This window comes from Psychrobacter cibarius (assembly GCF_904845955.1).
GTDB classification, from domain to species: Bacteria; Pseudomonadota; Gammaproteobacteria; order Pseudomonadales; family Moraxellaceae; genus Psychrobacter; species Psychrobacter cibarius_B.
On record NZ_CAJGYX010000001.1, the window covers coordinates 302,652 to 323,154 of the forward strand.

At 43.9% G+C, this 20,503-nt stretch carries 14 protein-coding genes; 9 read left to right on the forward strand and 5 right to left on the reverse strand.

What is annotated here, in order from left to right; all coding sequences use genetic code 11:
• Nucleotides 1-36: 36 nt before the first annotated feature.
• Entirely contained in the window at nt 37-1,671 is a 1,635-nt protein-coding gene (locus tag JMV76_RS01160; RefSeq protein WP_201501326.1) for a hypothetical protein, read from the reverse strand.
• Nucleotides 1,672-1,715: 44 nt separating this feature from the next.
• Nucleotides 1,716-3,779, reverse strand: a complete 2,064-nt coding sequence (locus JMV76_RS15020; RefSeq protein ID WP_265090257.1) for a hypothetical protein — start codon at nt 3,777-3,779, stop codon at nt 1,716-1,718.
• Nucleotides 3,780-3,959: 180 nt separating this feature from the next.
• Here JMV76_RS15020 and ggt point away from each other — a divergent pair, with 180 nt between their 5' ends.
• The gene (gene ggt, locus JMV76_RS01170; RefSeq protein ID WP_227690002.1) at nt 3,960-5,906 is read left to right on the forward strand and encodes a gamma-glutamyltransferase; all 1,947 of its coding nucleotides are present in this window, start codon (nt 3,960-3,962) and stop codon (nt 5,904-5,906) included.
• A gap of 9 nt (nt 5,907-5,915) precedes the next feature.
• Here ggt and JMV76_RS01175 read toward each other — a convergent pair whose 3' ends face one another.
• A complete protein-coding gene (locus JMV76_RS01175) occupies nt 5,916-6,719 on the reverse strand; it encodes a helix-turn-helix domain-containing protein (protein ID WP_201501327.1) in 804 nt (267 codons plus the stop codon).
• Between the two features lie 329 nt (nt 6,720-7,048).
• Here JMV76_RS01175 and JMV76_RS01180 point away from each other — a divergent pair, with 329 nt between their 5' ends.
• From JMV76_RS01180 to JMV76_RS01200, 5 genes are all read left to right on the forward strand, one after another.
• Nucleotides 7,049-8,071, forward strand: a complete 1,023-nt coding sequence (locus JMV76_RS01180) for a proline racemase family protein (RefSeq protein ID WP_201501328.1) — start codon at nt 7,049-7,051, stop codon at nt 8,069-8,071.
• A gap of 96 nt (nt 8,072-8,167) precedes the next feature.
• The gene (locus JMV76_RS01185; RefSeq protein WP_201501329.1) at nt 8,168-9,415 is read left to right on the forward strand and encodes an NAD(P)/FAD-dependent oxidoreductase; all 1,248 of its coding nucleotides are present in this window, start codon (nt 8,168-8,170) and stop codon (nt 9,413-9,415) included.
• A gap of 103 nt (nt 9,416-9,518) precedes the next feature.
• Nucleotides 9,519-10,385: a 4-hydroxy-tetrahydrodipicolinate synthase gene (dapA, locus tag JMV76_RS01190; RefSeq protein ID WP_201501330.1), complete on the forward strand. Its 867-nt coding sequence runs from the start codon at nt 9,519-9,521 to the stop codon at nt 10,383-10,385.
• Nucleotides 10,386-10,490: 105 nt separating this feature from the next.
• Nucleotides 10,491-12,002, forward strand: a complete 1,512-nt coding sequence (locus JMV76_RS01195) for an aldehyde dehydrogenase (RefSeq protein ID WP_201501331.1) — start codon at nt 10,491-10,493, stop codon at nt 12,000-12,002.
• Between the two features lie 104 nt (nt 12,003-12,106).
• Nucleotides 12,107-13,555, forward strand: a complete 1,449-nt coding sequence (locus JMV76_RS01200) for an alanine/glycine:cation symporter family protein (protein ID WP_201501332.1) — start codon at nt 12,107-12,109, stop codon at nt 13,553-13,555.
• Between the two features lie 131 nt (nt 13,556-13,686).
• On the opposite strand, the gene JMV76_RS14705 is transcribed toward JMV76_RS01200, so the two are convergent.
• Both JMV76_RS14705 and JMV76_RS14710 read right to left on the reverse strand, forming a co-directional pair.
• Nucleotides 13,687-14,118, reverse strand: a complete 432-nt coding sequence (locus JMV76_RS14705; protein ID WP_227679043.1) for a restriction endonuclease — start codon at nt 14,116-14,118, stop codon at nt 13,687-13,689.
• A 21-nt stretch (nt 14,119-14,139) separates the two neighbouring features.
• On the reverse strand, nt 14,140-14,817 hold the full coding sequence (locus JMV76_RS14710; RefSeq protein ID WP_227690003.1) for a hypothetical protein: 678 nt from the start codon (nt 14,815-14,817) through the stop codon (nt 14,140-14,142).
• A 353-nt stretch (nt 14,818-15,170) separates the two neighbouring features.
• Here JMV76_RS14710 and dnaE point away from each other — a divergent pair, with 353 nt between their 5' ends.
• The 3 genes from dnaE (at nt 15,171) to JMV76_RS01220 (ending at nt 20,395) form a co-directional block, all read left to right on the forward strand.
• Nucleotides 15,171-18,881: a DNA polymerase III subunit alpha gene (dnaE, locus tag JMV76_RS01210; RefSeq protein WP_201501333.1), complete on the forward strand. Its 3,711-nt coding sequence runs from the start codon at nt 15,171-15,173 to the stop codon at nt 18,879-18,881.
• A 243-nt stretch (nt 18,882-19,124) separates the two neighbouring features.
• A complete protein-coding gene (locus JMV76_RS01215; protein WP_045455494.1) occupies nt 19,125-19,502 on the forward strand; it encodes an Hpt domain-containing protein in 378 nt (125 codons plus the stop codon).
• Nucleotides 19,502-20,395 carry an RNA methyltransferase gene (locus JMV76_RS01220; protein ID WP_201501334.1) on the forward strand — a complete coding sequence of 298 codons (894 nt, stop codon included), beginning with the start codon at nt 19,502-19,504 and terminating at the stop codon, nt 20,393-20,395. Before JMV76_RS01215 ends, JMV76_RS01220 begins: the two co-directional genes overlap by 1 nt.
• Nucleotides 20,396-20,503: the final 108 nt, after the last annotated feature.

Sequence of the window (20,503 nt, forward strand, 5' to 3'; positions counted from 1 at the left end):
CCTCAATGTCGTAGATTTAGTCTGATTTAATTTTATTTAATCAATCGCCCCAAACTTCTCTTTAGCCATCGGCATGACACTAAACATCATCTTACCCATCGCAGTACCATTGCCATCACGATAATACTGCATCAACTCGCTGCCATACTCGCGCACATCAATACTATTACTGGCATTAGGCACTTGTACCTCGTTTGGTAAATTGGGAAACGCCATGTCTTTAGTACTGATAGCGGAATACTGCTGCAAAATATCCATGACCATATTATTAGAGGAAGTTTCACTCGGAAGCTCACTACGCAGATGCTGCCATTTGAGCTGACCACGCTTATCAAAGCCATACAACTGCTGTGTCTCTGCTTTCGCTAGTATTGTACCTTCTTTCGTCTCTTCTTTTGCCTCTGCCATTGTTTCATCTACTGTCTCACTGCCACTATCTATGTCATTCTTTATCATTGCCAACATTTGCTGCACCAACGCTTTACTGGTAAATTTCTTAGCATTTGTGTCGCCTGCCTCGTAAGCCGCGCTTTCTTTAACCAGTTCTGGATATCGCTGACTTAGCCGCTCGTAGATGATGCGCATGTAGACTTGATAAAACTGCTCATAACTCTCAGCACTTTGTACACGGCGAATGACTTGATTACTTGCCAGCATGGCTGGTAGCTGATGCGCGGGCAGCTTGGGAGAGAGCGAGGCTAGCGTATTAGGGGCGACATAATCAAACTGGCTGACAGGTGCAGCATCAAATGTGGCATCTAACGCTGCAAAGTGGCTTTTTATCAATTCACTACCAAAGCCTTTGGGTAAGGTGCCGTCATCAATGGCTAGTTTTAACCACTTGTTGCGCCACTTTATGCCGAGCTTATCGTCTAACAGTTCTGAATTGAGCATCGCAAAATTATCTGCCCATAGATAAATATTACCGTTTTTCAAATCCAGATAAATCGGCTGATTCATGCTGCTTTGATGATTACGTGCTTGATACTGCACGCTCGCCAACATCGTCGCCTTGCCAGCCATCGGTTGATAGACGCCTTGCGCATTGATAAACAGCGGCTTTAGCACATAAGCATCTAGCAACTTTGCTTTTTTGATATCTTGCGCTGTCGATCGGTCGTCGTAATTATCAAATAACTGTTGGTAAAACGCTGGCGCAGTGATTTCACTATCATACTTACTCTCTACCCATGCCTCATAGGCATCCGTACACTCAAGATAAGTGTCTTTGAGCACCGTTCGCTGAGCATCATAATCTGCTGCCAAAATGTCTTTATTTTGCGCTTCTACTTGGGTAATTAAGGCGGCATACGCTTGATCGTGTGTGTCTTCGCAGTATTCATCGATATAGCCTGAGGCGACTGGCGCTTTGGCATCTATTTTAGTATCAATATCGCTAAACTGCTGCTCGTTACTGATCTCCAGATTGCTATGGTAACTAAAAGACTGTCGGCGCTGTTTCTGTAACGCAGTCGCCAACGCTGTCTTTGCTGCCACTGGCGTTTGCTTAGCAGTCATAGCATTGGATTGGTCAAGACTGGTAGATTGGCAGCCCGTTAACAATAGTGCTCCTGTGACCAACGCGCCAGCGAATAGGCGATTGCCCTTAAGAACTGACGCAAGGCTCGCTGACGGAAGATGACTTGCAATGATTTGATGTGCTTTTTTCATTTTTTATCCTTAATAAATATTGGCTTGAACATGACAAGATAGCGTTATTGATCATCTACCCTGTTGTCAGCATCGTCTTCGATATCAGTGTCATCTTGACTATCAGCACTGTCATATTCTGCTGCATCATAGCCACTATCACCATCTGCATAATCGCTACTATAGTCATCATCATTGTAATCATCACTGCTCCCACTATAGTCATAGCGGGCATCACGTGCCGTTTGCAATCTGTCCTTTTGTTGGCGTTGCTCTGCCATCCATGCATTGCCATCAATAGCAGCTTTAGCATTTGCGCCAAAAGACTCGGTCAATAAAGGCGTTAGTGCATGTTTATTAAAGCTTCTTTTATCATAGCGTATTTGATTCAGCACGCTGGTTGTCGAACCCATCAAGTCGCCACCGATATTCACCCGCTGCTGCTTAGCAAGCAGGCGATCTGATCGGTCTAAATAATAGTAATTTATCTGATTAAAAGATATCGGACCGATGGCCTCAATAAGCTGCAATAGCGCACCCACATCTGCACTTTGGTAGCCTTTATTGTATAGCTGCACTTTCGCAAGCGCAGTTTTTAGCATAGCGCCATCAGGATATTTCTGTGGATTGGCATCGACATAATCCTGCAGCGATTTTGTCATGTATTTTAGGGTTTTGCCGATCATCTCACCGCTTTGCTTGCTGCCAAAATAGACTTTTACCGCTCGGCTCGCCCCGACTTCTTTGGCAAAGGCATCACTGCGAATATCTACCGCGCTAAAATGCTCAGGCGCTAGCTCTGCCATGCTGCTCTGTATGGCAGCAATGGCGGCATCGTAAAGCACTGCTGGCGGCAGCTGCGCGGTAATACTCTCCGGCAACCCAAAACTAACGGTATGTGAGGTCATTTGGTTAGGTAAAGGGGTGTTTTCAGGATTAACAAGCGCCACGATAGGCATGATTGCCGATGGGTCTACCGCGACTTTACTATGGTTAAAATCGAACGCTAACGGTATCTGGATGGATGAGGCAATCGTCGGCGTCACATAGTCATAGCTATAGACGCTTTGCAGTTGTCGCTGTTTGGGTTTGTACTGACTGACACTATTAAACGTTAAATTTTGATATTGATAAGCATTTGACGCAGCTATTTGTTCCGGCGTGCGATGGAACATACTCAGCATTTGACCAATGACGCCCGTAGACGTTGCTGATTGGCTACCTTGTTCTACATCCTCTGGTTGTTGTTTTGCCATTTGTACGGCTTCATACTGCTCTATCATGCTTTTTGGGTTTAATTTTGATAACTTTGAAAAAGCACTGTCTGATTCATAATCATCGGTGTCATAGTTCCCTTCGCCGTAACTCTCTGATTGATAGTCACTGCGACTATAACCGTTTTCGTCATAGTTAACATCCTCTACAACACAGACTTCATAAGCGTCATCGTCCTCATTGTCATTGCATTTATTCGACTCTGCACTTACCGCTGCTAACTCTGCCATAGCCTCAGTTTGCCTGTCCTCATAATCACTTTCATCATAATCACTTTCATCATAATCACTTTCATCATAATCACTTTCATCATAATCACTTTCATCATAATCACTTTCATCATAGTCACCGTCAGGCTTATAAGCATAGGCTTCTATAATTGTTCTAAGCAAGCTACTAGAACCGGCATCGATACTATCTGGATCAATAAAAGGAACGGCTTGATAATTGGCTTGCGCGACTGATACGTGTTCTGTTGCCAAATGCTGACGAATAGCTGCCAGTAAATGTGATTTGGCTTGATTGTCCGTATTGGGATATTTTTCTTGGTAAAATAATTGCTGATAACGCTCAGATTTGGCTGTGAGGCTGGCATTAAATGCGCGTCCTTGTGCTTGGCTCTGCGCGCTATCAGCGGTACTAAAATCAATCATACTTTTTGACAGCGCAGGCGATGATACCGCTGGGCTTGATTGACAGCCCAAAAGAGCCAGAGACGTAGTGCCAACCAGCAAGGCGATAGACGTCAATTTACCTACCTGATATACATGGTCGTTATTATTGATAGACGAATGATGACTCGTCATCTCAGAGTAGCGCTGTCGATTATGATTATTAATATGATTTGATGACATAGTAATCTCTTTGTATAAATAGCCAGTCTATAATTAGTGTGCATTAGTACCGTTATTTATATCACAATGCGTTACAATTTAGTAATATTAGAACCTATTTATTAAGAAAATACTTTGGTTTTTTTATACAAAACAAGTTTCTCACTACTGCTTTCTCGCCCAAGTAAAAAGGACTTAACAATGCCAACCTCTACATCAAAAAACAACATACGCACTGCTGACAATAATTCTCAAAGTAGAGCAAATATTAAAGCGGCTATTTTGTTAATCAGTAGCACATTTTTAGTATCACTATCTGCTCACGCGCTTGAGCCGACAACCAATCAATCAACTACTATCAACCAAACATCGATTAACACTAGCGCCATCAATCTCGCGATTATGGCTGATAATCCTACTGTAATATCTGAAACTCAGCGTGTGACAAGAGCCAAAATCAATGCCCTCACTTCCACGATTAACAATGCCAAGACCGATCAAGCCATCTATTCTGAAGATGCGATTCACCACCCTGTTTGGGCAAAGAACGGCATGGTCGCCACCCAAGAAGCCCTCGCCTCTGATATTGGACTCAAGATTTTAAAAGACGGTGGTAATGCGGTTGATGCTGGCGTCGCCGTTGGCTTTGCGCTAGCCGTTACCTTACCGCGCGCAGGTAACATCGGTGGTGGTGGATTTATGATGATTTATGATGCCAAGCAAGGCAAAACGGTGGCACTCGATTACCGTGAAAAAGCCCCGAGTGCTGCCACTCGTGATATGTATCTCGATGAGGATGGCAATGCGGTCAGCGACTTGTCTCGTTATCACGGTCTAGCAGTTGGCGTACCGGGAACAGTAGCAGGATTACTTAAAGCATTAGAAGAACATGGCACGATGAGCCGCGGACAGGTGATGGCACCAGCCATTGCACTGGCTGAAAATGGTATTGAAGTTACCGCAGGCTTGTCCGAGTCGTTAGAAGCGTTAAGCGATCGCATGCAAAAATGGCCAAGTACCAAAAAGATATTCTTTAAACCTGATGGTAGCGCCTATCAACCCGGTGAGCGTTTAAAACAACCGGAGCTTGCAAAGTCTCTTAAACTGATTGCCGCAAAAGGGGCGGATGGATTCTATAAAGGAGAAACCGCAAGTAAGTTGGTCAAAGCGGTCAATGAGGCTGGTGGTAGCATGAGCTTACAAGATTTAGCCAACTATGAAGCCATCGCTCGCGTGCCCGTCAAAGGCGATTATCGTGGTTATGAGATTGTCTCCATGCCACCGCCGTCTTCTGGTGGCATTCATATCGTGCAGATTTTAAATATCTTAGAAGGTTATCCGCTAAAAGACTACGGTCAAAACAGCGCGCAAACCATTCATTTAATGGCGGAAGCCATGCAGCTAGCTTATGCGGATCGCGCAGAGTATTTGGGCGATTCTGACTTTATCGATGTGCCTGCCAGCGGTTTAGCTTCTCAGGCTTATGCGGATAAACTACGCACCTTAATCAATCCAGACAAAGCCACACCAGCGTCTACCATCAAAGCCAACAACCCTCTACCCTATGAGAGTGATCAGACCACGCATTTCTCTATCGTTGATAAAGATGGCAATGCAATAGCCAATACTTATACGCTGAACTTTTCTTATGGCACAGGTCTTGTCGCTGAAGGTACGGGGATATTGCTCAATAATGAGATGGATGATTTTTCTGCCAAACCGGGTGTGCCTAATGGTTATGGATTATTGGGCGGTGAAGCAAATGCCGTTGAAGCCAATAAACGCCCATTATCTTCTATGAGTCCGACACTGATATTTAAAGACAGTAAACCATATATCGTCACGGGTAGCCCTGGTGGTAGCCGCATCATCACCACCGTTACCCAAATAATATCGAACGTCATCGATCATGATATGAATATTGCTGAGGCTACTCACGCACCGCGTATCCATGACCAATGGCTGCCTGATGAGATTCGGGTCGAAAAAGCACTGAATATTGATACGGTTAAAAAGCTTGAATCAATGGGTCATACGGTCAGTCCAAAATCAGCCATGGGCTCAACCCAGTCGATTATGATTACGCCAAATGGTGTCTACGGCTCGTCTGATCCACGTATCGTTGATGCAGCTGTGGTTGGATACTGATTTAACTTTTTATGATAAATGCATTTGGCGAAATTGGCTGGGCGACAAGCCTGTAAATTGTTTGAACTGGCGGCTAAAGGCGCTATGATCACTATAGCCGCAGTTCAATGATATTTGAGTGACTGACATCTCAGGCATGGCTAATAGCTTAACCGCATATTCTAATCTCAGCTTTTGTACAAACTGTAAGGGCGACATATTGAGCACCGCTTTAAAGGTGCGCTCCAACTGCGATAAGCTCAAATGTGCCAGCTCCGCCAATTCTGCGATATTAATTTTCTGATCAAGATTGCCACGTACAAACTGTGCGACTTCCGCCAAGCGCGCATGCTTACGTAAAATGCGTTCGTTATCTTCATCAATATCGACGGATATCCCAACCATTGCGACCACTTGTTGATTGCTATTATAGATAGGCAGTTTATTGGTAATGCACCAACCTAACTGACCAGATGCATAACTGTGCAGCTCTAAATTATCAACGATTGATTTCCCATCTCGCAACACTTTCATATCCTGCAAGATATAATCCTTACTCTGCTGATGAGAAAACACCTGCTCAGTGGTAAATCCCACGATATCACTATGCTGACTTAACTTACAACGCTTTAACAATGTTTTGTTTGCCAGCTGATAGCGTGCCTGCTCATCTTTCACAAAAAACACCACATTCTTTAAAGTACCAAGTAGAGGTAGTAATAATGAGACATTACCAATAAATGCCTCACTACTTTCTGAATAATAAGTAGCCATGCTCTGCCGCAACGAGGCAGTAAGGCCGACAAGCCCCGCCTCTTCTATTACATCCATCATCCTATGTCATCCCTGTCATCTAAATCCCAGTCATGAACAAGCAATACTGCTTGCTTATCTCTCGCTAAAGATAGTAAACCTCTATCAAAACACTACTTAATCAGAAGCTATCTCACGATGTCTTTTGACCATTAAACACCATCATTATAGCCTCTAGTGTACACCGAGCCACTGTGCAGGAATGCGCATTTTTTCATCAGAAAACAGCAAGACGCTGTATCTAAAAAAGTTCATTCTATATACAGACCGCGTTAACAGGATGGTTTTGACAAGGTCTAACAGACAACAATGGAATGTTACTTTTTCACGGATGAATTAGGATGTCGGTCATGGATTCTTCTCTATTTAACTTCAAAATTATCGACTCGCATACGGGCGGTGAGCCTACTCGCATGGTCTATGACGGATTTCCTGACCTCGTCGGCGATACTATTCAAGACAAGCTGCAATCCTTCAAACAAAATTTTGATCATCTACGTCAAAGCATCATTTTAGAGCCTCGTGGCAATGATGTCCTTGTTGGCGCGCTACTTCTTCCCGCAAGCCATCCTAAAGCCACAGCGGGCGTTATATTTTTTAATAACGCTGGATATCTGGGCATGTGCGGTCATGGCACGATTGGCGTCATCGTCTCTTTAGCTTATCAACAAAAAATATCAGCAGGCGTACATTGGCTTGAGACTCCCGTAGGTCTGGTTAAAGCAACCCTACATGATGATGGCAGCTGCAGTGTACAAAATGTCCCTTCTTATCGTTATAAAAAACAAGTCGAAGTTCACGTTCCTGAGTTAGGGCTTATCTGCGGTGATATCGCTTGGGGTGGCAACTGGTTCTTTTTGGTCAGTGAACATGGACAAGACATTCAAGCAAATAATGTCGAAAAATTGACTCAAGTAACCATGCAAATCAAACAAGCACTGGTCGCTGCTAATATCACTGGCGAAAACAGTAGCGAGATTGACCATATTGAGTTATTTGCCGATAGCGATGATACACAAGTAGATAGTAAAAACTTTGTTTTGTGCCCAGGTTCAGCCTACGATCGCTCCCCTTGTGGTACCGGCACAAGTGCCAAACTTGCTTGCCTAGCGGCTGACAATAAACTCGCTCCTGAAAAATTATGGCAGCAACAAGGCGTCGTCGGCAGCGTATTTACTGGCAGTTATCAGTATGTATCTGAGCTTAATACTGATCTGAGTACCGATCTTAGTACTAGGCTCAATAATCCAGCTGGTGCAGCTTATCCGGCACAAACCATCATCCCAACGATTTGTGGTCATGCTTATGTTTGTGCTGAAACCACGCTCATGGTGCAAGAAGACGATCCCTTTAAATGGGGAATCCCATCTTAATAAAATCGCAGCATTATTTATGAAATGACAGGTTTATTGATAAACGCGTGAACACTCTTAAAACTCCTTAATCGACAGAACGTAATCGAGAAAACCATGACGACCTCAGACTTCGACTTACATATTATTGGCGGCGGTATTATCGGTCTAGCGGCGGCAGTGACGTTGCAAGCACGAGGCGTCAAGGTCGCACTGCTAGACGCCAACGAAGTTGGTCAAGGAGCATCATTTGGTAACGCAGGTCATATCGCTACTGAGCAAGTATTCCCCATTGCAGATGCCAGCATGCTGCGTCATGTACCAGCCATGTTAATCGATCCGACTGGACCACTGCGTATAGACTGGCGCTATCTACCTCGCTTGATGCCTTGGGCAATGAAGCTATTGATGAATATGCGCCCTGAGCCATTTGCGCGTATTCATCAAGCATTATTAAACTTAAATAAAAACAGTCTGCAAGCATGGCAAGGCTTTGCCAATCAGTGGCAATTGGACGAATGGGTACAGGTAAAAGGTTCATTATTGACGGTCGAGAATACAAGTAGCGTCGATCCTCTCATAGCACATGGTAGTCGACTTAACGATATTGGCGTGGATAATGAGCTATTGACCAAAGAAGCGTTATTAGAACGTGAACCTGCTTTACGAGATAACCAATTAGCGGCGTTATTTTTTCCAAATACAGGACATATAACCAATTTAAAAGCTGTTATTAATCAGCTTCACCATACTTTTAGAAAGTTAGGCGGTCATGTCATTGAACATTGCCATGTTCTTGCAGCGACCAATGATACAGACGGTATTCACCTAACAACCAGCCAAGGTGATATGACAGCGTCCAAAGTGATGCTAGCCGCAGGCGCACACTCTAAAGCATTGGCCAAGCAACTGACAGGCGTGAATGTGCCGCTAGATACCGAACGCGGTTATCACTTAATGCTACCGCATGAAAGTACGCGCTTGCAGATACCGGTATCAAGCATGGATCGCCGTTTTATCATGACACCGATGCAAGAGGGGCTACGCTTGGCAGGCACAGTAGAATACGCAGGACTTGATGCCCATGCCAATATGCAGCGCGCGCATATGCTATTACAACAAGCGCAGCCTATGCTCAAAGCCGAGTTAGACGCTACTGATAGTACGCCATGGATGGGGTTTCGACCATCGACCGCAGACTCCTTGCCAGTCATCGACAAAATCGAACGCCTCTTTTTAAGCTTTGGGCATCAACATTTAGGCCTAACGCAAGCTGTCGTTAGTGCGCAAATGATTGCCAACTACTATTTTGATGAAGATCACCCTATCGATCCAAAACCGTATCAACTCTCACGCTTTAAATAAGCAGATTATTAAACGTTTATAAACCCAGAAAAACTAACCGATTCAGCATTGAATCATCACCCGTCAAATCACCAACAATATCAACATCACTAAGGATAGTCTTATGAACATTAATGGAATTTTAGTCCCAATCGTTACTCCTTTTGACAGTAATGGCAACGTTGATGCACAAAAATTAAAGACACTGGTCGAAGCTTTTATTGACAAAGGTGTAGCCGGTATCGTTGCTTGCGGTACTACGGGTGAATACTATACCTTTTCGGCAGTAGAGCGTGAGCTCGTATTAACCACTACCGCTGAAGCAGCAAAAGATAAGGTGACTCTTATCGCTGGTATCAATAGCTTATCGACTGACCATTCTATTGAGCTTTCTGCTCAAGCAAAAGCCTTAGGTTATGACGGTCTGATGCTGTCTGCCACGCCTTATAGCTTGCCTGAACAAGACGGCATTATTGCTCACTTTGAAAAAGTCGCAGATGCAAGTGAGCTGCCTATTATCATGTATAACTTCCCTGCTCGTGTTGGCGTTGCCATTGAATTTGACACCGTCGCTCATCTAGCCAAACACCCTAACATCGTTGGTGTAAAAGAAAGTAGCGGCGACTTTAGTCATGCGTTACGCATGCTACAAGCTGATTTTGACAACTTTGAGGTGGTTTGTGGCTGTGATGATCAACCGGTCGATTTCTTCTTTTGGGGTGCAAAGAGCTGGATTGCAGGCGCAGCCAACGTTTTCCCAGAAGAACAAGTTGCACTATTTAATGCCACTCAGCAAGGCGACTGGGATAAAGCCAAACAAATTATGAGCGAGATTTATCCTGCCATCCATTCTATGGAATCTGGCAACTACAACCAAAAGGCTAAAGCGGGCTGCTTAAAAGGCAGTATGGATGTTGGCTCAGTGCGTGTGCCATTAACTGATATGCCAAAAGATGAGAAAGCAGCGTTTTTAGCCTTATTGGCTAAATAGTACTCAGCTTAGTAAAACAACGTTAAGGATAACCAACGCTATATTTGATGCCGCAATCAAACTTTGAATCTATGGCATCGAAATTAGCAAATAAGGATTAGAAAAATGAGCACTAAAGAGCAAGCTACTAAAGAAAAAATCTCTAAAAAACAAGTATTTGAGAAAGCAAAACAGCAACAGCTCTGGGCTGGTCACTTAATAGCGGCTGATCATTTATCAGACGCTACTTTGGACAATTACACGCCTATTGATAATAGCGTTATCGGTCAGATTGCCTCTGGTACTAGCGGTGATGTCGATATTGCCGTGCAAATAGCCCGCGATAGTTTTGAAAATGGTGAATGGCGTCGCCTGGCTCCAGCAGAGCGTAAGTCTGTTATGCAGCGCTGGTGTGCCCTGATGCATGAGCATTCTGAAGAACTTGCCGCCCTAGATTGTGTAGATGCAGGTAAACCAATTACTGAATGTTTAAACACTGACATGCCAGCGACTATTGAGACGTTCGAGTGGTATGCCGAAGCGGCTGATAAGATATTTGGTAAAGTCGCGCCAACTGGTAGCGCAGCTTTAGGGCTTATTGTCCAAGAGCCTATTGGTGTCGTTGGTGCCGTATTGCCTTGGAATTTCCCAGCCCAAATGTACGCGTGGAAAGTCGCCCCTGCTCTGATTATGGGCAACTCCGTCATTGTTAAACCAGCTGAGCTGACCTCATTATCTGCCTACCGCCTAACCAAGCTTGCCTATGAGGCTGGCGTGCCAAGAGAAGCGCTGCAAATGGTCTGCGGTCTTGGTGAAAATGTCGGCGCGGCGCTTGGTCAACATATGGATGTTGACATGGTGTCTTTCACTGGCTCAACTGAGGTCGGACGTCTGTTTTTACAATACTCAGCACAAAGTAATCTAAAAGAAATCGTCTTAGAATGCGGCGGTAAAAGCCCGCAAATAGTCTTTGACGACGCTGTACTCGATGACGCTGCCATTAACGATATCTTATCAGCCGCATTTTGGAATATGAGTGAAAACTGTAGCTGTGGTTCACGTCTGCTGGTACATAGTAGCCAAAAACAAGTGCTACTTGAGCAGCTAAAAAATGGTCTAAAAGATTGGAATGTTGGCTCACCTTACGACCCTGACACTGCCATTGGTCCTATGATTGAAAAAGCACACTTCGATAAGGTTTGTCATTACTTACAGACTGCAAAAGAGGAAGGTGCAACGATTGTCGCAGGTGGCAATATCCACACAGACTTAGGTAGTGGCTGGTATGTCGAGCCGACTATATTTGACAATGTCAGTGCCGATATGACTTTATTCAAAGAAGAAGTATTTGGTCCTTTGCTTGCGGTGACGAGCTTTGAGACGGAAGAAGAAGCCATCAAATTAGCCAATGAGACCAACTATGGACTCGCTGCTTCTTTTTATACCCAGAACATCAAGCGTGCTTATCGTGTGGCATCGTCTATTAAAGCAGGCACCGTCTCAATCAATGGGTTTTCAGAAGGTGATATCACAACGCCATTTGGCGGTTATAAGCAATCAGGATTTGGCGGTCGCGATAATGGTTTAGAGGCTTTAGAACAATATACACAGACTAAAACCATCTGGGTGGTCAATTAGCATACTTACTCAATAGGCACAGGTTATATAACCGTATTCACTAATAAAAACAGCAGCTTAGTTGATTTAAGCCTTTAGTCACATACTTACAGGGAAGTAAGGTCATGGAAGCGATTATTAATACTATCGTCGGCTATATATGGAGCGATGCTTTAGTTTATTTGGCACTTGGTGTCGGCATTTATTTTACCGTTGTGACTCGCGGTGTACAGTTCCGCTATCTTAAAGAGATGGTTAGGCTCTTATTTGATAAGCAAACCTCAACCCAAGGTATCAGCTCATTCCAAGCCTTTTGTATGGCGTTGTCTGGTCGTATTGGGGTTGGTAATATCGCAGGTGTGGCCACCGCTATTGCAGCTGGTGGTCCAGGAGCGGTATTTTGGATGATCGTTATGGGCTTGCTTGGCGGTGCCAGTGCCTTTATCGAGTCAACCCTTGCGCAGGTATATAAGCATGACGTTGATGGTCAATATCGCGGCGGCTCCCCTTTCTACATTGAGCGCGGCCTAAAGATGAAACCGTTCGCTATTGTAGTAGCAGCGGTGACCTGTCTTTCTTACGGCGTTTTGGTGCCAGGCGTACAAGCCAATACCATCGCCGACTCTTTTAATACCGCCTTTAATATTCCGCCCATCATCACAGGGAGCATTATCATTGCTCTATTGGCCTTTATTATCTTTGGCGGTGTCAAACGTATTGCCAGCTTTGCGGGCACAGTTGTGCCCTTTATGACAATCGGCTATATTTTGCTTATGGTCATTGTTTTAGGCTTTAATGCTTCAAACTTACCTGCCATGTTCACGCTCATTTTCAAAAGTGCCTTTGGCATGGATGCAGTATTTGGTGGTATTGTTGGTCTAGCGATTTCTTGGGGTGTACGCCGCGCAGTCTTTTCAAACGTCGCTGGTGCAGGCGAAGCCACTTTCAGCTCGGCTGCCGCAGAAGTGTCTCATCCTGCCAAACAAGGCTTGGTACAGAGCTTTTCTATCTATGTTGATACGGTTCTCGTCTGTACTGCAACTGCGCTCATGATCTTGTCTACTGGCATGTATAACGTAATTCCAGCAGAAGGATTGGTGCTAGTTGAAAACATGCCAGGCATTGAAGCTGGAACCGCATTTACCCAAGCCGCTGTATCGACAGTATTTAGCCAATATGGTAGCGGTTTTGTCGCTATTGCTATCTTCTTATTTGCTTTTACTTGCTTGATTGCTTATTACTATATCGCTGAAACCACGCTTGTCTATTTAGATAGTAAGTTACGCTATCCGGTGCTAAAGCCGATATTAAAAGTGGTATTTTTAATCATTTGTTTCACTGGCAGTATGCAATCAGTCGGTGTCATGTGGGCATTAGGTGATATTGGCTTTGGTAGTATGTGTTACCTCAACTTTATCGCTATCGTATTACTCAGTAAAACAGCTCTCAAAGTATTAAAAGACTACGATGAGCAAATGAAGCTGGGACTTGACCCTATCTTTGACCCTAGAAAAGCAGGCGTTGAAAATGCAGACTTTTGGATAGAGTATAGTGATAAATATGATAAGCGCTAAACAGCAATGATATGATCTCCCTAAACACAACCTTCTTTCCCAGACGATTAAAGTCCTCTAAACCACTATGATTTAGAGGGCTTTAATCGTATTAATAAACATTAAAATATTATTTAAGAGTCATTATTCAATCAATACAACTTGATCTTGTTGAAGAAGTCATTGTCTAATAACAATTTCGGTCTGGCATTAACCTCTTTTAGACCCACCTTATGTTGCATCATAAGCTCTATGAGATTCATTTGATCGATGAGTATCAAACTGTGCGAATCCGTTGCATTGGCATATTCCTGCGCAGGCTTGGTAAAGCTTGTCGTGGTAATAAACAAGCCATGATGATTAGTTTTTTGTGGTGGATAAGCCCCTATGAAGTTTCTCAAATCGCCATTAGATATATTATTACCGGCACTATATAGTTTGGCTTGAATATAATAGTTATGCACCTCACCATCTGGGAAATCCTGAATAATCAGCCCATCAATGCCATTGTCATTCGAGCGTCCAGTATGACGCGAGGTCAAATTACTCTCAGGACTTTCAATCTCTAAAGATCGTTCAATCATTTTTAGACAAAACCACTCAAATTACAGAGGTGACAAGCTTTCAAGCTGTGCCATAATCATATCAGGCGTTACCTTGACAAAATCATTCCCCACAGTAGCATCTGCATAATTATTCATAAACATAGACGTTCGGCGCTGAGTTCCTTCTATCAAATGATTAATAAGTGCATCGCCGTTTTTACCATAAGCCACAATATTGACTTTTTGCAGATCAGCAAAGGCTTTATTATCAAAACGGGTCAAGTTAGCAATATAATCACTATTTGGAATGCCTTCGTTAATGTATTGAGTAAAATTGTTTCCTGCTAACCAAAAATAGACTTTGCCAAACGGGTCTAAACGTATGATGTTTTTAGGCGTTACTTTTTCATCAAAAGTAATAAAATTAGCAAAATTCTGATTTAAATTGGGTACTAAGCTGAACTTGTCTTCTTTGACCAGCCCCATCGCGGACAAGCACAATAAAATTAGATCAACGATGTCATCATAACAAGGTGAGCCGTTATGACACTCATGGCGTATATCATAATTACTCATGTAATTGATTTCTTTATGATCATTGACAATTTGTGCTAACTTTTCAAACTCTCTATAAAATACCGTGCGACCAACGGTATTCCGCGTACCCAAATTTTTTATGGTTTGTATACCCGCATTTAACATGTCACCAAATGCGGGCAGCTTCGTAATGTTACTCATAATATTATCGTCTTTATTTGATTACATGAACATTATTGTGTGAAATAAGGCGTCAAATGGGCTTTGTTTCGCAATAACTTAAGGACAAATGTTTATGCTACCAACTATTAAGACAAAACACAGCAAAATCTCACCTTTATAAATAAGAAAAACAAATCCTCTCACTCAGATTAAACCCTTTGAATCAGTGGCTGTCTACGGCAAATAATGCTATTATTGACGACCCCATTTAAAACGTATCAACATGGCTATCGAGGTCTTATTTACCTTTGAACATCCATATAAATAACGGATACACATCCTTTATTTTATCGATAGCTTATTGCTTTTGATCGTACTAGTAAGAGTCTTCTATGGCATTTGTACACCTTGGCATCCACAGCGAATATTCAATCACTGATTCTATCGTGCGTATCAAGCCGCTAGTGAAAGCTGCGGCGGCTGACCATCAGCGCGCGCTGGCATTGACCGATTTGTCCAATCTGTATGCCACGGTGAAGTTTTATCGTGCCTGCCTAGGTGCGGGTATCAAGCCCATTATCGGCAGTGAAGTCATCATGGAAAATGAAGACACACGGCTCACCCTACTCGCGATGGACAACGAGGGCTATCAAAACATCACTCGTATCGTATCACTTGGCTTTACCGAAGGGCGCGCCGACGATGCCAATCATGGTGTGCCAGTCGTCAAGCGCAGTCATATTCTAGCGCATGCGGCAGGCGTGATTGTTTTATTTACTGAAAAATCAGATGTCGGTCAGGCACTGGTTGGCTCGATGCCAGAAAAAGCCGATGAGCTGCTAATAGAATGGCAAGCGCAATTTGCTGATCGCTTATATTTTGCGATTAAGCGTACCAATCGCTCAGGTGAAGACGCCTTTATTAAAGCGGCTATTCACTCTGGTGCTAAGCATCATATTCCTATCATTGCTCATAATGATGTGCGGTTTTTAGAGCAGGATGATTTCGATGCTCACGAAGCGCGGGTTTGTATCGCAGGCTCCTACGTACTTGCCGACCAAAATCGCCCGCAGACTTATTCCGATGCGCAATATCTTAAAACCCAAGCGCAAATGCAGCAGCTATTTGCTGATATTCCGCAGGTTATCGACAATACTTTGCACTTAGCAAGCCGCTGTAATGTGACGTTGACGCTTGGTATCAATGTCCTGCCTGACTTTCCTGTGCCTGAAGGTGAGACGATTGAATCGTTTTTCCGTGCAGAATCAATCCGTGGCCTTAATAATCGACTAGATAAACTATTCCCGATCGAGAAACGTAGCGATAATTGGAGCGACTTTCGCCAAAGATATGATGACCGCTTAGAGTATGAGCTAAAGGTTATTCTTTCAATGGGCTTTCCTGGTTACTTCCTCATCGTCATGGACTTTATCCGCTGGGCAAAAGCCAATGGCGTACCAGTCGGTCCTGGTCGTGGTTCTGGTGCAGGCTCGCTCGTTGCTTATTCGCTCAATATTACCGACCTCGACCCTATTCATTACGACTTATTGTTTGAGCGCTTTTTAAACCCTGAGCGTGTGTCCATGCCCGATTTCGATATTGACTTCTGTATTGAAGGTCGCGACCGCGTTATTGATTATGTCGCGCAAACCTATGGTCGTGAAGCGGTCTCGCAAATCATTACCTTTGGTACGATGGCAGCAAAAGCGGTAGTTCGAGATGTGGCACGTGCACAAAGTAAATCCTACTTCCTTGCCAGTAAAATGTCGAAACTGATACCTAAAACACCGGGTATCACCCTCAGTCAAGCGCTTGAGCAAGAGCCGCAGCTCAAAGACTTAATCTCCAATCCTGATAACATGGATTATGAAGATGCCACTGAAGTGTGGGAGATGGCGATTAAGCTTGAAGGCATTTGCCGGAACGTGGGTAAACATGCTGGTGGCGTATTGATTGCGCCGCACAGAATCACAGATTTTAGCGCGATTTATTGTGATGATGAAGGTCACCGTGTCAGCCAATTTGATAAGGATGACGTTGAAGCCGTTGGGCTAGTAAAATTTGACTTTTTGGGTCTACGTAACTTGACGGTGATTGATGCTGCTGTCAGAAATATCAACCTGCGCCGTGCAAAAGAAGGCAAAGATGCGTTGGTGTTAGAAGACCTACCATTAGATGATAAAAAAGCCTACAAGCTCTTGCAAGATGCCAAGACCACTGCCGTTTTTCAGCTAGAAAGTATGGGCATGAAAAAGTATCTGGCGAAATTACAACCGACCAACATCGAAGATGTGATCGCCATGTGTGCGCTTTATCGTCCCGGTCCGCTCGATGCGGGCATGGTAGAGATGTATATCGACCGTAAGCACGGTCGCGAGGAAGTGATTTATGATCATCCCAATCTTGAGCCGATTTTAGAAAATACCAATGGCGTTATTGTTTATCAAGAACAGGTCATGCAAATCTCGCAGGTGATGGCAGGCTATAGCTTGGGCGGTGCAGATATGCTACGCCGAGCCATGGGTAAAAAGAAACCTGAAGAAATGGCTAAGCAGCGCGATATCTTTATTACTGGTGCAACAGAGCAAGGTATTGATGAAGCAACGTCAGGCGGCGTGTTTGACTTGATGGAGAAGTTTGCCGGTTACGGTTTTAACCGCTCACATTCCGCCGCTTATGGCGTGCTCGCTTATCAGACCGCTTATCTCAAACAATACTACCCTGCTGAATTTATGGCGGCGGTATTAACTTCCGATATGAACAACACCGATAACGTGGTGTTCTTTATCAATGATTGCCGTGAAAACTTTGATTTAACCGTGGTTAATCCATCCGTTAACCGTAGTGAATGGCATTTTGTTGCCGATACACCGACCAATATTATTTATGGCTTAGGTGCGATTAAAGGCGTTGGTGAAGGTGCGGTTGAGTCTATCGTTGATGCACGCCGCCGTGAAGGTCCGTTTAAAGATCTCTATGATTTTTGTCGCCGCGTTGATATTAAAAAGGTCAATAAACGCACTTTAGAGGGACTGATAAACGCGGGATGTTTTGATGACTTTGCAGCTACCCTGCGACCAGATTTACCAGCCGATGAAGCGTACGAGATTCGCGGCGCATTAATGAGCCAGCTGCCAAGTGCCGTACAAGCTGCTGAACAAGACCGTCAGAACCGTGAAATCGGCATGATGGATTTGTTTGGTGAAATGGATGGTGTCGTCGCCGCGCCGCCACTGGTTATGACGCCAGAGCTGATTTGGGGTGATAAACATCGTTTAAAAGCAGAAAAGAACACGTTAGGATTGTATTTGACGGGTCATCCAATCAATGAATACTTGGATGAGTTAAAACGCTATACCTCAGGCACTCGTCTCGATAAACTGACTGACACGGGCTATAACGGTAGCTGTTATTTCGCCGGATTGATTATTGATATTGCCAACTTTGGTAATCGCAATGTCATTATCTTAGATGACGGCACTTCAAGGCTGGAAGTAAGCTGCTATGCCGAGCGTTTCAATCGCGTTAAAGAACAGTTAAAAATTGATGAAGTCGTCATCATCAAAGGCAGCATTCGTGAGCGTGATGGGCGTTTATTTGCCCGTCTTGATAGTGCCATGAGCATGGTCGATGCGCGCCTAAGATGGATGAAAAAAATCAGTATTAAAATTCATGGCAGCGACATCAATCTGCTGACGCGACTGCAACCGTTACTCAAGTCTGCACAAGCCAGCATTATTCCGGCACCAAAACTCTCTCATGACAACGAGCAAGACGAGCAAAGTGGCAGCTTTAATGGCAATAGTGGCTACGATGCTGCGATGGGCGGAAGTTTATATGATGAAAATGGCAATGATTTATTGGCGCTAGAAAATGACATGAATCAAAATAGTGCTAATCAAAGTTATGCCAATAATGCTTTGAGCAATACCGACACCTCCATTAATGATAATTGTCTGCCACTGGGACTGAGCATTTATGAGGAATTTGGCATCGCTAACGTAGGGCTATCTGAGCACTGGCGCATCTACCCCAACGATGATAACTTACAGCAATTAAAGAATATGGTTAGTGAAGACAATTTGCATTTCCATTATAGCTAGGGTGTGTCCTCATTTTAAAAATGTTGATAAACATGAGATAAATTGCCGTCAAACAAGGAAGATATCGCCGTTAATATCGAGATATTGATAAGCTATTTGACGATGTTTAACAAAATTTAGCCATGTTTAGCCCATTTACAGAGTAATTGATTGAATTGAGGACACGCCCTAATACCTGAAGAACATTGACGTATTTATAACAAACCCTTTACCGCTTTAACTTTTAGAATTGGACATAAAACCATGGATGAAACCCCAAATAAAAATATGGCTCACCAAGCTGAAGAAATCATTAATCATGAGCAATTTGAAGACATGCGTGATTTGTTAGAAGAAGACTTTGCTGATTTGATACAAGTGTATATCACTGATAGTCAGCAGCGAGTAAGTGCGCTGCGAGTCGCTCAGCAAGAAAATGACAATGCCAATGGTTTTGAGGTTGCTCATGCGCTAAAAGGGGCCAGCGCCAACTTGGGCACGACCCAATTAATGAACTTGAGCAGCCAGTTACAAGAGCGCTGCCGCGAGCGTCTTATCAGCGAGCAAGCGGCACTGATTGAAAATATCGCCGTCGCATTGCAACGCGCAGAACAAGAAATCAATCTAAGACTGGGGTTGTAATGAGTAATGATTCTACCCTTATATTAGCAGCATCTACTGTCAACCATACAGTGAGCGACTATTTGTCTTGTGTTCAAATCGTCATGATTAATACCACTTTGCCTGCCAATATTGGCTCAGCAGCGCGCGCGATGCACACAATGGGTTTGTCTCGTTTGACGGTTGTCGATCCTAAGTTACCAATTGATGAAACCAGTGTGTCTCATGCAGCAGGTGGCAGCGAGCTGCTATCATCAGCCATCATTGCACCTACTTTAGAATCTGCTATTGCGGATTGCCAGCTGGTATTTGCTGCCAGCAGTCGCAGTCGTCATTTGCCTCGCCCTGTCGTGACACCCACGCAAGCTGCTAAGATTATGTTTGATTTCATCGATAAACAGTCGGCGTCGAGCAAAGGCGATAGCAACGCTGATACCCTATCGGCTGCTACTACTAATAAACCAAATATCGCTATCCTATTTGGGCGTGAAGATCGTGGATTAACCAATGAAGAGTTGGCTTATGCCGATTATCATATCCAAATCGATGCCAACCCTGCTTATCCTGTACTCAATGTCGCGTCAGCCGTGCAAGTAATCGCTAGCTTTATTTTTGCCTACGCGCAATCACACACTCAGACAGCGGATAGTTTAGATACTGCTTTGAGTACTACTACTCAGCCAATGCTCGATGTACATTTACGTCAGCAATGGGATGAACCCGCCATTACCCAGCAGCAATTGCAACAGCTGACTCATCGCACAACTGAACTGATGGTTCAACGTGGTTTAGCCGATAGCGAAAACTTGAAGTCATTACCATCGCGGCTGTCACGACTGGGCTCACGCTTACAGCTTGATCAAAAAGAGTATCAGCTATTAAGCGCATTAATTGCCAAACTTGCAAAAGACTAAAACTTTTAATATGCAAGGTTTCCGGCATTGAGTTTCTATTGCATTAGCAGCCGTAGCATTTACAAATCCTATGATTTTAAAAATGATATGATTCAATAATAAAAAGGA

Bases quoted from the DNA above. Each gene is read 5' to 3' on its own strand.
- JMV76_RS01160 (WP_201501326.1), bottom strand. From the start codon at position 1,671: ATGAAAAAAGCACATCAAATCATTGCAAGTCATCTTCCGTCAGCGAGC.
- JMV76_RS15020 (WP_265090257.1), bottom strand. From the start codon at position 3,779: ATGTCATCAAATCATATTAATAATCATAATCGACAGCGCTACTCTGAG.
- ggt (WP_227690002.1), top strand. From the start codon at position 3,960: ATGCCAACCTCTACATCAAAAAACAACATACGCACTGCTGACAATAAT.
- JMV76_RS01175 (WP_201501327.1), bottom strand. From the start codon at position 6,719: ATGATGGATGTAATAGAAGAGGCGGGGCTTGTCGGCCTTACTGCCTCG.
- JMV76_RS01180 (WP_201501328.1), top strand. From the start codon at position 7,049: ATGGATTCTTCTCTATTTAACTTCAAAATTATCGACTCGCATACGGGC.
- JMV76_RS01185 (WP_201501329.1), top strand. From the start codon at position 8,168: ATGACGACCTCAGACTTCGACTTACATATTATTGGCGGCGGTATTATC.
- dapA (WP_201501330.1), top strand. From the start codon at position 9,519: ATGAACATTAATGGAATTTTAGTCCCAATCGTTACTCCTTTTGACAGT.
- JMV76_RS01195 (WP_201501331.1), top strand. From the start codon at position 10,491: ATGAGCACTAAAGAGCAAGCTACTAAAGAAAAAATCTCTAAAAAACAA.
- JMV76_RS01200 (WP_201501332.1), top strand. From the start codon at position 12,107: ATGGAAGCGATTATTAATACTATCGTCGGCTATATATGGAGCGATGCT.
- JMV76_RS14705 (WP_227679043.1), bottom strand. From the start codon at position 14,118: ATGATTGAACGATCTTTAGAGATTGAAAGTCCTGAGAGTAATTTGACC.
- JMV76_RS14710 (WP_227690003.1), bottom strand. From the start codon at position 14,817: ATGAGTAACATTACGAAGCTGCCCGCATTTGGTGACATGTTAAATGCG.
- dnaE (WP_201501333.1), top strand. From the start codon at position 15,171: ATGGCATTTGTACACCTTGGCATCCACAGCGAATATTCAATCACTGAT.
- JMV76_RS01215 (WP_045455494.1), top strand. From the start codon at position 19,125: ATGGATGAAACCCCAAATAAAAATATGGCTCACCAAGCTGAAGAAATC.
- JMV76_RS01220 (WP_201501334.1), top strand. From the start codon at position 19,502: ATGAGTAATGATTCTACCCTTATATTAGCAGCATCTACTGTCAACCAT.